At 62.7% G+C, this 11,868-nt stretch carries 9 protein-coding genes and 1 tRNA gene; 6 read left to right on the top strand and 4 right to left on the bottom strand.

The features are described 5' to 3' along the window. Window positions 1–10 precede the first annotated feature (10 nt). From ACILRC_RS11365 to ACILRC_RS11350, 4 genes are all read left to right on the top strand, one after another. Window positions 11–1,261, top strand: coding sequence for a M20 family metallopeptidase (locus tag ACILRC_RS11365; protein WP_395669488.1), 1,251 nt, complete (start codon window positions 11–13; stop codon window positions 1,259–1,261). A 7-nt stretch (window positions 1,262–1,268) separates the two neighbouring features. Further along, window positions 1,269–2,957, top strand: a complete 1,689-nt coding sequence (locus tag ACILRC_RS11360) for a tetratricopeptide repeat protein (protein WP_395669487.1) — start codon at window positions 1,269–1,271, stop codon at window positions 2,955–2,957. A 14-nt stretch (window positions 2,958–2,971) separates the two neighbouring features. Further along, window positions 2,972–3,061: transfer RNA gene (locus ACILRC_RS11355), tRNA-Ser, on the top strand. Between the two features lie 160 nt (window positions 3,062–3,221). After that, a complete protein-coding gene (locus tag ACILRC_RS11350; RefSeq protein ID WP_395669486.1) occupies window positions 3,222–5,453 on the top strand; it encodes an esterase-like activity of phytase family protein in 2,232 nt (743 codons plus the stop codon). Between the two features lie 8 nt (window positions 5,454–5,461). Here the strand turns inward: ACILRC_RS11350 and ACILRC_RS11345 are convergent, their stop codons facing one another. From ACILRC_RS11345 to ACILRC_RS11335, 3 genes are read right to left on the bottom strand one after another with little or no spacing between them, the layout of a single operon-like run. Then, window positions 5,462–6,466: a transporter gene (locus ACILRC_RS11345; protein ID WP_395669485.1), complete on the bottom strand. Its 1,005-nt coding sequence runs from the start codon at window positions 6,464–6,466 to the stop codon at window positions 5,462–5,464. A 39-nt stretch (window positions 6,467–6,505) separates the two neighbouring features. Then, entirely contained in the window at window positions 6,506–7,378 is an 873-nt protein-coding gene (locus ACILRC_RS11340) for a UDP-2,3-diacylglucosamine diphosphatase (RefSeq protein WP_395669484.1), read from the bottom strand. Beyond that, entirely contained in the window at window positions 7,379–8,227 is an 849-nt protein-coding gene (locus ACILRC_RS11335) for a GNAT family N-acetyltransferase (protein WP_395669483.1), read from the bottom strand. It lies immediately after the preceding gene. Window positions 8,228–8,419: 192 nt separating this feature from the next. On the opposite strand from ACILRC_RS11335, the gene ppk2 reads away from it, so the two are divergent. Continuing rightward, the gene (ppk2, locus tag ACILRC_RS11330; RefSeq protein WP_395669482.1) at window positions 8,420–9,343 is read left to right on the top strand and encodes a polyphosphate kinase 2; all 924 of its coding nucleotides are present in this window, start codon (window positions 8,420–8,422) and stop codon (window positions 9,341–9,343) included. A gap of 124 nt (window positions 9,344–9,467) precedes the next feature. Further along, on the top strand, window positions 9,468–10,076 hold the full coding sequence (locus tag ACILRC_RS11325) for a hypothetical protein (RefSeq protein WP_395669481.1): 609 nt from the start codon (window positions 9,468–9,470) through the stop codon (window positions 10,074–10,076). Between the two features lie 124 nt (window positions 10,077–10,200). Here the strand turns inward: ACILRC_RS11325 and ACILRC_RS11320 are convergent, their stop codons facing one another. Beyond that, the gene (locus tag ACILRC_RS11320; protein WP_395669480.1) at window positions 10,201–11,865 is read right to left on the bottom strand and encodes an aminotransferase class III-fold pyridoxal phosphate-dependent enzyme; all 1,665 of its coding nucleotides are present in this window, start codon (window positions 11,863–11,865) and stop codon (window positions 10,201–10,203) included. Window positions 11,866–11,868 lie beyond the last annotated feature (3 nt).

The following is an 11,868-nucleotide window of genomic DNA, read 5'->3' as shown; positions in this document are numbered from 1 at the left end:
CCGATTTGTAATGACTGTTTCACCTACAACGTACCAACAGCTAGACGCCTGGATCGATGCGCACTTTGATGAGCAGGTGCAGTTTTTGCAGCAACTCATCCAGGTTCCCACTGACACGCCACCCGGCAATAACGCACCGCACGCCGAGCGCGCCGCCGAATTGTTAGGCGCCATGGGTCTGCCCGCTGAAAAGCACCAGGTGCCCGCCGCGCTGGTGCAAGCTGCCGGACTGCAAAGCGTGACCAACCTGGTGGTGCGCCGCCGCTACGGCGATGGCCCCACGGTGGCGCTCAACGCCCATGGCGATGTGGTGCCGCCCGGCGAAGGATGGACCCACGACCCCTACGGCGGCGAGATTGAAGCCGGCAAGATCTACGGCCGCGCCGCAGCGGTGAGCAAATGCGACTTCGCCACCTACGCCTTTGCGGTGCGCGCGCTGGAGTCCTTGGGGCTGCCGCTGCAGGGCGCGGTGGAATTGCTGTTCACCTACGACGAAGAGTTTGGCGGCGAGGTGGGACCAGCGTGGCTGCTCGCCGAGAAAATCACCCGCCCCGATTTGCTGATTGCCGCCGGCTTTAGCTACCAGGTGATCACCGCGCACAACGGCTGCCTGCAAATGGAGGTCACGGTGCACGGCAAGATGGCGCACGCGGCCATCCCCGACTCAGGCATCGACGCGCTGCAAGGAGCGGTGACGATCCTGAATGCGCTCTACGCGCAAAACACCCTGTACCGCCAGGTGCGCTCGCAAGTCGAAGGCATCAACCACCCCTACCTGAACGTGGGCCGTATCGAAGGCGGTACCAACACCAACGTGGTGCCCGGGCGCGTCACCTTCAAACTCGACCGACGCATGATCCCCGAGGAAAACCCATCCCAGGTGGAGGCCACGCTGCGCGAGGTGATTGCCCGCGCCGCGGCGCAAACGCCGGGTATCACTGTCGAGATCAAACGCATCTTGCTGGCCAACGCACTCAAACCGCTGCCAGGAAACAAGCCACTGGTCGAGGCGCTGCAAAAGCACGCCAGCGCTGTCTTTGGCGAGGCCATTCCCGCGCTGGGCACACCGCTGTACACCGATGTACGCATCTTCTGCGAAGCCGGTATTCCGGGCGTGATCTACGGCGCCGGTCCGCGCACCGTACTGGAGTCGCATGCCAAGCGCGCCGATGAGCGCCTGGACCTGGCCGACCTGCGCCGTGCCACCCAAGTGGTGGCGCGCAGCCTGCTGGATTTACTGCAGCCGCCCAGCCCACGCTGAGCCCACCATGGCCACCATCGACGACGACATCTCCAAATGCACCGCCTTGGTGGTGGATGGCAATCCCAACTCACGCGCGATCTTGGTGGCGCAGATGCGCGACCTGGGCCTGCAAACCGTGGTCCAGTCCACGCGCACGGTCGACGCCCGCAGGAAACTCGAGACGCAACGCTTTGACTTTGTATTGTGCGAAATGCACTTTGCCGACGAAAGCGCGTCGGGGCAAGAGCTGCTGGACGACTTGCGCAACAGCCAGCTGCTGCCGTTCCAAACGGTGTTCATCATGATCACCTCGGAGGCCAATTACACCAAGGTGGCAGAGGCGGCAGAGTCCGCACTCGACGGCTACCTGCTTAAGCCCCACAAAGCCAGCCAACTGGCCGAGCGGCTGCAAGTTGCACGGATGCGCAAATTGGCTTTGCAGCACATCTTTAACGCCATCGATACACAGCAGTTCGACCGTGCCAGCGAGTTGTGCGCCGAGCGCTTTGCTTCGCGTGGCCTGTTTTGGTTGTACGCCGGGCGGCTGCGCGCTGAGCTGCTGCTGCGCCTGCAGCGCTACGACGACGCCATGGCGGTCTACCAAGCCATCGCGCAGGAGACCCCGGCGCCATGGGCCAAGTTGGGCATCGCACGTACCCACTTGGAAGCCGGGCGCTTGGGGCAGGCAACGACCGCTCTGGAGAGTCTGATCAAAGAAGACCCCAATTACGTGGAAGCCCACGACGTGCTGGGCCGCACCCACTTTGAGCTGGGGCAATTCGACAAGGCCTTGGCGACTTACAAAGAAGCCGCAGCGATCACACCGTCTGCCATAAGCCGCTTGCAAAACGTCGCGATGATGACCTATTACGCAGGTGACCAGGGCGAGGCGAGGCGCCTGCTGGACCGGGCCACCCGCGTGGGCCTGGAGTCCAAGCTGTTTGACCCGCAGACTGTGGTGTTGCTAGCGCTTTCTCGCTTGGGCATTGAAGACCGCAGGGGCCTGCAGCGCTGCCAGGACGACTTCGTTCGCCTCCTGGAAAAGTACCCCGAGAACCGGCGCATACGGCGTCTGGCCAGCGTCGTGGACATGGCGCTGGCGCTGCAGCGCCAGGACACCGCGAATGTGCTCGAAACCGTTCCGACAATGGCCGAGGACATCACCCACATCGATTTCGACTACGAAAGCGCCGGCAACCTGCTGGCGCTGTTGACCCACATGCGACTGCGCAACGTGCACTTCTACGAAGCCGAGCTCGCAGTCAAGACGCTGGGTATGCGCTTTTGCAGCAACCGCTCTGTTACCGAACTGCTGGCCGCCTGCGCCGCCGCCCATGTGCCCTATGCGCGGCACATTCGCAACGCCCAAGCAGCCGTGCTGGAGTTGGCCGAGTCGGCGATGGCACACAGCCGTGCAGGCAACATCAGCACTGCGGTGCAAACCCTGCTGGTCCACGCCCAAAGCACGCTCAATGTGCGCCTGATCGACAACGCCTACCAGCTGCTGGTACGCAACAGCACCAAGGTCAACGACTTTGAGTTGCTCAAGGCCAAAGCCTTGCAACTGCGCACCCGCGCAGGCGCCGGCAACCGCCGGGTGCTGCTGGGCAACCAACGCCGCCTTCCCGGTGGCTTGATGCTGCGCAGCACCGTGCGCATCACCGGCAGCGCACCCGAGCCCAGCACCGCCCCGGCCCCCTTGGGCCCCAGATAGAATGGCGCCCCATTGGAAGCTTGGCCGAGCGGTTTAAGGCACCGGTCTTGAAAACCGGCGAGGGTTTATCCCCTCCGTGAGTTCGAATCTCACAGCTTCCGCCAACACGGCCCTGCCTACCGTCGCTCTGACACCTGACCCATCGCCCGGTCACGCCCTTGGTCCAGCAGCACCAAGCCGTCACAGAAGTGACACACCAGACTGCCACGATGCCAATGGAATGCAGCCCACCAGGGCTGCAGCACACACCACAAGGACTCCGTGATGCAGTTGTTCAATGCAAAGATTTCCGTTGCCATCGCGCTGGCCTGCCTGCAGTTCACCGCCGCTGTGCAAGCGCAAAGCGCGCGCGCCAGCGACACCCTGAACTTCAACCGCATTGCCACGTTCGAAGTGCACCGCAATGTGCCCGTGGGGCGCAACGTCAGTAAAAAATCGGTCGCGGAGATCGTGGCGGCCAGCGAGGACGGACGCTTGCTGGCCTACACCGACGGCGAGCAACAAGGTATTGGCCTGATTGACATCAGCAACCCCGCCAGCCCCCGGGGTGCGGGCTTTGTGGGCCTGGATGGGGAGCCTACCTCGCTGGTGATTGTGCGTGGCAAGGTGCTGGTGGCGGTGGACACCAGCAAGCAGTTTTTTCAGCCAGAGGGGCACCTCGCGACCATTGATCTGGCCAGCCGCAAGGTGGTGGACCGGTGCCAGCTGCAGGGGCAGCCCGACTCGGTGGCGTTGGACAGTGGAGCCAAGCACCTGGTGGTGGTGATGGAAAACCAGCGTGACGAGGGCCTCAACAAGGGCGCGCTGCCGCAATTGCCTGCGGGCAATTTGACCATCTTGCCCCTGAAGTCGGGCGTACCCGATTGCACGCGCGCGCATCCCATTGGCCTGGATGGCCTGGCGCAGATTGCGCCTAACGACGCTGAACCCGAGTTTGTCAAAGTCAATGCGCAAGGCCTGGCGGTGGTGACGCTGCAGGAGAACAACCACATCGTGCTGGTCGATGTCGCCAAGCGCCGGGTGGTGGGCCACTTTTCGGCGGGCAGCGTCAACCTCAAGGAGGTAGACCTCAAGCGCGACGGCACCATCAAGCCCTCCGAGTCTGCGAGCGGCGTATTGCGCGAGCCCGATGGTGTGGCCTGGCTGGACGCGCGCCGTTTTGTGACCGCCAACGAGGGCGACTACCAGGGCGGCTCACGCAGCTTTTCCATCATGAACACCTCTGGCGCAGTCGAATTTGACAGCGGCGCCTTGCTCGACCACGAGGCCATTCGGCTCGGGCACTACCCCGAGCGCCGCTCGGGTGCCAAGGGTAACGAGCCCGAGAGCGTCGAAGTGGGCATGTTTGGCAAAGACCGATTGCTGTTCATCGGCTCGGAGCGCTCCTCGCTGATCACGGTCTGGTTGGACAGGGGACCCGGCAAAGCACCAAGCTATTTGCAGGCCCTACCAGCCGGTGCCGGACCGGAGGGCCTGCTGGCCATCCCCCAACGCAACTTGCTGGTGGTGGCGTCCGAGACAGATGGCGCTGCCCGCGCCTCGGTCATGATTTACCAACGCAGCAACGCACCTGCCAGTTACCCCACGATGATGTCCACCGACACGGCGGCTGGACCACCCATCGCCTGGGGTGCGATCTCCGGTACCTCGGCTGACATTGCCCGGCCGGGCCGCCTGTGGGCGGTAACTGACAGTGCGTACGCCACCACCCGCATCTTGCAAATCGATGCCAGCTTCACACCGGCCCTGATCACCCAAGAACTCACAGTCACGCTGGGCGGCAAACCTGCCAATTACGACGCGGAGGGCATCGCCCAGCGCGCGGACGGCAGCTTTTGGGTGGTGTCCGAGGGTGACCCTGCCAACAAGGACGGTGCTCTTAAGGACCTGCTGCTGCGCGTCTCCGCCAAGGGCGAAGTGCTAGAAGAAATCGAGCTGCCCGCCGCACTGGCCAGCCACGCAGTGCGATTTGGCTTTGAAGGCGTGACCCGCGTGGGCGCAGGCGCTGACGAAACCGTGTGGATCGCGGTGCAACGCGAATGGAAGAACGACCCCAAAGGTCATGCCAAGATCCTGCGCTACCAACCGGCTACCAAGACTTGGGGCGTATTGCATTACCCGCTCGATAGCAGCGCCGCCAAAGACGGCTGGGTGGGCTTGTCTGAAATCACCGCGGTCAGCCCCGACACCTTCGTGGTGGTCGAGCGCGACAACCAGTTTGGCGATGCGGCTATCAAAACGCTCAGGGCGTTTTCTGTAGCCGGCCTGACACCCGCTGCACCGGATGACGCGCGGGTTCCGGTGGTGCGCAAGCGCATGGTGCGCAACTTGGTACCCGATCTGCAAAAGCCCAAGGGCTATGTGCTTGACAAGGTGGAGAGCTTTGCCATCGACATCGCTGGCAACGCCTACGCTATCACCGACAACGACGGCGTGGACGGCACCAACGGAGAAACGCAGTTTCTGCGCCTAGGCCCTCTGCAGAACCTACGGTAAGGGCTGCGCTACCCGCGCGACTGCCGGTAGGCAATCCAACCTGCCACCAGGGTGAACACGCCAATGATGGCCACCACCACCCAAAAGCCGTAGGCGCTGTCGGCCAGCGGTACACCGCCGACATTCATGCCCAGCAAGCCGGCAATGATGTTGATCGGCAGCGCCAGCACGGTCACGATGGTCAGCACAAACAGGCTGCGGTTGTTGGCCTCGGCCACGCGGGCGGCTATCTCTTCTTGCAGCAGCTTGATGCGCTCTTGCAAAGCCGCCATGTCGCTGAGGGTCACGTTGAATTCTTCGGTGGACTGGCGCAGGTCTTGCAGGTCGTCCTCGCCAATCCACTGCGGCGGTGTGTTCAGCAGGCGAAACAACGCGGCCGGCTCCGGGGCTAGTAAGCGCTGCAAGCGCACCAACAGGCGGCGCAGGGCCCCCAGATTGGCGCGCTTGGTTTCTAGACGGCCCGCCAACAGCTTGTCTTCGATGTCATCGACCCGCGCGCTTGTACTGCGCAGAATATTGACCAACACATCGCCTTGGTCGTGCATCAAGTGCACCAGCAAAGCCACCGAAGTGCGCAAGCGTGAGCCACGTTTGACCGCCTCGCGCAACCGGTCAATTGCCAGCAGCGGCTGCAAGCGGGCGCTCACCACCAAACGCGGGCCCACCGACAGCCACAGGGTTGAAATGTCCGAGGGCTCAAAGGCAAAGTCGTATCGCACGTCGTTGACCACGGCCACCAAGGTGTCGTCGTCAAGCTCGATGCGGGTGGAGCGGGAGCCGTCGTTGAGCGACTCGTAAAACACATCCGAGAGCCGCAGGTTGTGTTGCAACCACTTGAGCGCGGCGCTGTGTGACAGGTTGAAATGCAGCCATACAAAAGCGGTGTCAGACGCTGGCGTTGCCACACATGTCAAAGCCTCTTCGGTCGAGATGGCCACACCATCGCCCCGCGCAGTGAACCGAAATCCACACACAAGGCCTGAGGCGTCGGCACCGTAGGCAGCAGCCTCCATCAGACGTTCCTGGTGATCGGCCTGCCAACTGCGTCAGGCTTAAGCCTGCACGCCCAGCAGCGGCACGCGGGTGAGCGCTTTGGCTTGCGCAGTGAGTACATCGTCCCAATACACCAGCTCCAGCGTGCCGTCCTGGTGCTCTACCAGCGCGGTGCGGCTTTCGACCCAGTCGCCATCGTTGCAGTACAGCGTGCCCTGGATGTCGCGCATCTCTGCGCGGTGGATGTGGCCGCAGACCACGCCGTCGTGGCCGCGGTTGCGGGCCTCGTTCGCCACCGCCACCTCGAAGTCGGTGACGTAATTCAGCGCCATCTTGACCTTGCCTTTGAGGTAGGCCGACAAGGACCAGTACGGCAGCCCCAAGCGCGCGCGCAATCGGTTGAAATGGCGGTTCATCCGCAAGGTGAATTCGTAGGCGTTGTCGCCCAAATAAGCCAGCCACTTCGCACACTGGATCACACCGTCAAAGTAGTCGCCATGCGTGACCCACAAGGTGCGGCCATCGGCGGTGGTGTGCACCGTGTCTTCGCGCACTTCGATGCCGCCAAACTGGTGTCCGACAAAGTTGCGCGCAAACTCGTCGTGGTTGCCGGGCACAAACACCACCCGGCAGCCTTTGCGGGCGCGGCGCAACAGCTTTTGCACCACATCGTTGTGGGCCTGTGGCCAGAACCAGCGCCGACGCAGCTGCCAGCCATCCACGATGTCGCCCACCAGGTACAGAAAGTCGCTGTCATGGTGCTTCAAAAAATCGAGCAAGGGATAGGCCTGGCAGCCCGCGGTCCCCAGGTGGATGTCAGAGATAAAGATGGCGCGGTAGCGTCTGCCGCCCGCATCTTCGTCCGCTCCGCTGCCAGGGTCTGTAATCTGGTCTTTCCAGTCAGCGCCCAAGGCATCGAAGGTGGTACGCATTTACGCCCCCAGAAAGTGTTTGCGGTAGCGGCTGGGCATGTCGCTAATGCGCAGCAGCATGGGCAAGTCGGCAGAGTTGAAGTCGGGGTCCCAAGCGGGGGCGCCCAGCACCTTGGCGCCTAGGCGCAGATAGCCTCGAATCAGCGCCGGCGGCTCCACCGGCAAGCTGCCGTCGAGCCGCTCCACTGGCAGCGGCAGGCGCGGGCGCACGTGGTACTCAATGGGGGCGAGGTGGCTTGCCTTGAGCTGACTCCAGATGCTGGCGGCCACATCGCCGCTGACGATGCCGTTGTGCAGCATGGGCACGCTGGCACAGCCGATCATGGTGTCGAGCTGATTGCGCTGCATGAATTCCGCAAGTGCTCCCCACAGCGCCATGATGACCCCGCCATGGCGGTGCTGGGGGTGCACACAGCTGCGGCCCAACTCCACCATACGTTCGCGCAGAAAGCGCAGGCGGGTCAAATCGAACTCGGTGTCGCTGTAGGTGCTGCCCACACGTTGGGCTTGGGCCGGAGTGAGCACGCGGTAGGTGCCAATCACTTGCTCGGTAGCCAGGTCGCGTACCAGCAGATGCTCGCAGTAGTTGTCAAACAGGTCGATGTCGTGGCCAGGCACCGGGGTGTTTAGGCGTGCGCCCATTTCGGTTGCAAACACATCAAAGCGCAGGCGCTGGGCGGCGCGCACTTCGTCGTGATGGCGCGCCCAGGACACCGCGATTCCCTGGGGTGCAGGCGGTGTGCGCAGCGCCGTTGCCGGCAAGGGATGGCCGTCTTGCAGAGGGAACGAGCGCGTGTGCAAGTTGGCGGCCGTGTGGGCGTGTGGATGCATATCGGTTTGCGTTGTCATGGTGCAAATTTTGGTCATGCTGCATGACCTATTCGTGGCGTTGGCATGAAGAATTCATGACATCGCACGGAGGTTTGGCACCGCCTGTCACGCCAATGACATCTTTGGGATTCATGCTCTTTGCCTTCGCGCCACCATGTGCCCTTAGCGCATCCAATTCGCACCACCCACTAACCGCCACGTAGGTTCACTATGCCCTCTGATACTCCCTCACAAGACGAGCTGGTTCGCCGCATTCGCCGCGATTTGCAAGACGACTACGATGAAGAGATCGAGATGGAACTGGAGGACCGCAACCTGGATGCCCTGAGCCGCGAAGGCGCACCTGAAAGCGATACCGAGCGTGACCAACGCCACAGCTACTTCAAAGAGTTGTTTCGCTTGCAAGCCGAGTTGGTCAAGCTGCAAGACTGGGTGGTCCACAGCAAGCACAAGGTGGTGATCCTCTTTGAAGGTCGCGACGCTGCAGGCAAGGGAGGCGTGATCAAGCGCATCACACAGCGGCTTAACCCGCGCGTGGCCCGCGTTGCGGCACTGCCCGCGCCCAACGACCGCGAACGCACCCAGTGGTACTTCCAGCGCTATGCATCGCACCTGCCAGCGGCCGGCGAGATGGTGCTGTTTGATCGCAGTTGGTACAACCGCGCCGGCGTGGAGCGGGTCATGGGCTTTTGCTCAGATGCGGAGTACGAAGAGTTTTTCCGCAGCGTGCCGGAGTTCGAGAAGATGCTGGTGCGTTCCGGCATCCAGCTCATCAAGTACTGGTTCTCGATTACCGACGAGGAGCAGCATGTGCGCTTTTTAGGCCGCATCCACGACCCACTCAAGCAATGGAAACTCAGCCCCATGGACCTGGAATCGCGGGCGCGCTGGGAGGAGTACACCAAAGCAAAAGAGACCATGCTGGAGCGCACCCACATTCCCGAGGCGCCTTGGTGGGTGGTTCAGGCGGTGGACAAAAAGAAGGCCCGACTCAACTGCATCCAGCATCTGCTCGATCAGATTCCCTACAGCGAGGTGGTGCACGCGCCTGTGCACTTGCCCGCGCGGGTGCGCAACGCCGACTACATCCGCAACCCGGTGCCACCCGAGATCATCGTGCCCGAGCGCTACTAAAACCGCCCAGACAACGCGCACAGGAATGGGCCGACCGGCCAATTAACGCACTTGTCACAGGTCCTGTCACCGGTCTGCAACAAAGCGCCACTAGCATGCGCGAACCCTTCTACGGAGCACCCCGATGCAAGAATTTTTTCGCCAACTCCAGGTTCAGCGCTGGGACGACCACCGCTACTACCACCACAGCCGCATCAACCAGACGCTGCACCTCATCAGCGCGTTGAGTTTTCTGGTGGCCTACGTGCTACTGTTCATTGATCCGGCGATGGCGGCCTTGGTGGCATGGCTGGTGTCCATGACCACACGCCAAAGCGGGCACTTCTTCTTTGAGCCGCGTGGCTACGACGAAGTCAACCAAGCCACACATGAGTACAAAGAGGAAATCAAGGTGGGCTACAACCTGCGCCGCAAAGTGGTGCTGCTGGCCATCTGGGTGGCCGCGCCGGTTGCACTGGTCTTGGACCCCACGCTGCTGGGCTACTACGAAGCCCACACTTCACTGGAAGAGTTGGCGCGCCACACAGGCGAGCTGTGGTTGGCGCTCGGCGTAGGCGGCCTGGTGTTTCGCACGGTGCACCTGTTCTTTCTGAAGGACGTGATGGCCGGTCTGGTATGGGCCACCAAAATCATCACCGACCCGTTCCATGATGTGTACCTCTACCACAAGGCACCTTTGGCACTGCTGCGCGGCGAGCTCATCGAGCGCCGCACTGCAGACCACGCGGCTTAAGCCTGACGGCGCGCCAGCCCCGCGCTGGTGCGCCTGAGCCCTTGACACCAAGCGCCACCCCGCACTGCCTTGCAGCGCCAGGCTCAGATGGGCAGTGCCCGGCCTCACCGGGCACTGAGAGGGACTACCACTTGGCTGCCAGCATCTCCCGCAGAAGGCGGCGCTTGATGGTCTTGTTGCTTGCTGCGCCATCGGACCACCACCAACCATCGGCTTGCATGGCCTGTGCCGCTTTCACAAAGCGCTGGGCCGCCTGCTCAAAGTCAGCGTCGCTGAAGTTCAGGCTGAAGATGATGCGACCGGTTCCGACCCAACTCAAAGCCAATCCCTCCAGGCGCATATAGTGCTGCAACAACCAGTTGAAACATGCGGGCTGCGTGTAGGTAACCGTCCACACCGAGGACATATTGGCGACCTGGACTGGCACACCAGCCTCGCGCAGGCGCTGGTTCAAGCCGCTGGCGCGCGCGTCCCAGGTGGCATCCAGACCTTGGTAGAGCCCAGCAATGTCAGCGTCGTCCAAGCGGCGCAAAAACGCGTTCATTGCGCCCATGACATAGGGGTGCGAGTTGAAGGTGCCACGCGCGAAACAGATGTCGGCCGGCGCACCATCGCGAAAGCGGCGCATCCACGCGGGTTGGCCGCACAGCACGCCAATGGGCAGACCACCGCCCAGCGTTTTTCCGTAGGTGACCATGTCGGCGCGCACGCCAAAGTATTCCTGCGCGCCGCCCTTGGCCAGCCGAAAGCCCATGAAAACTTCGTCAAAAATCAGCGCGATGCCGCGCGCATCGCAAATGGCGCGCAGCGTCTGCAGCCAGGCGGTGTAGGCAGCGCGGTCAAAGTGGGCCTTGCGGCCGCTGTCAAGCAAAGCGCCGTCACTAGGTGCTGCCCCGTTGGGGTGCAGCGCCTGCAAGGGATTGACCAGAATGCAAGCAATGTCCTTGCGTTTGCGCAGAACCCTCAAAGTTACCTCGCCCATTTCGGTGAGGGTCAGGGTGTCCTGCGCTGGCATTGGGTTGCCAATGCCGGGCTGCACATCGCCCCACCAGCCGTGGTAGGCGCCGCAAAAGCGCACCAGTTTTTTTCGCCCCGTGTGGTAGCGCGCCAGCCGTACCGCCTGCATCACCGCCTCGGTGCCCGACATATGGAAAGACATTTCGTCCAGTCCCGAGATCTGCTGCATGCGCCGGATGTTGTCCAGCACCACCGGGTGGTAAGCACCCAGCACCGGACCGAGCGCGCGCACCGTGTCTGCGCCTCGGTCAATGCAGTCCTTGTAGAAATCGTTGCCAAACAGGTTCACGCCGTAAGAGCCGGTCAGGTCGATGAAGGTATTGCCATCCAAGTCGGTCACCGTCATGCCGGCGCTGGACTGCATGAAGGAGCCCACTTTGAGGCCTTGGTCTGCCAGCCCGCGGAACTGGTAGGGCAGCCGGTATGCACTGACGAACTGCAGATCGGACAGACCCTGGGCCGCCTGTGTTGTGGCGGCCAGGCTTTTGGGAAAGCGCTGCCGGTACTGCGCCACCAAGCCCTCGAACGCGGCCCGGCGCTGGGCCACCACCTCGGGCGGCGCACCGTCTACGCCAAAGACCTGCGTGTCGTCGTAGCGGTAGTTCGGCAGCAAGGCCGCGATGCGGCGCGCGGTGCGCGGGTGGCCGGCCAAGGAGCGGTGCTTGGCCAGCGAGAGTTCGGCCCGTGCCTTGGCCTTTTGCAAAGCCGCAAGCGCTGCGACGCCGCCCGCCGCATACAGCGCCAAGGTGTTCCATTCCAGAGATTCGTTCACAGC

The organism is Rhodoferax sp., from assembly GCF_044236835.1.
GTDB lineage: Bacteria > Pseudomonadota > Gammaproteobacteria > Burkholderiales > Burkholderiaceae_C > Allorhodoferax.
This window is presented reverse-complemented; position numbering and strand designations above follow the sequence as displayed.

Coding starts and splice junctions, on each gene's coding strand:
- ACILRC_RS11365 (WP_395669488.1), top strand. CDS start 11: ATGACTGTTTCACCTACAACGTACCAACAGCTAGACGCCTGGATCGAT.
- ACILRC_RS11360 (WP_395669487.1), top strand. CDS start 1,269: ATGGCCACCATCGACGACGACATCTCCAAATGCACCGCCTTGGTGGTG.
- ACILRC_RS11350 (WP_395669486.1), top strand. CDS start 3,222: ATGCAGTTGTTCAATGCAAAGATTTCCGTTGCCATCGCGCTGGCCTGC.
- ACILRC_RS11345 (WP_395669485.1), bottom strand. CDS start 6,466: ATGGAGGCTGCTGCCTACGGTGCCGACGCCTCAGGCCTTGTGTGTGGA.
- ACILRC_RS11340 (WP_395669484.1), bottom strand. CDS start 7,378: ATGCGTACCACCTTCGATGCCTTGGGCGCTGACTGGAAAGACCAGATT.
- ACILRC_RS11335 (WP_395669483.1), bottom strand. CDS start 8,227: ATGACAACGCAAACCGATATGCATCCACACGCCCACACGGCCGCCAAC.
- ppk2 (WP_395669482.1), top strand. CDS start 8,420: ATGCCCTCTGATACTCCCTCACAAGACGAGCTGGTTCGCCGCATTCGC.
- ACILRC_RS11325 (WP_395669481.1), top strand. CDS start 9,468: ATGCAAGAATTTTTTCGCCAACTCCAGGTTCAGCGCTGGGACGACCAC.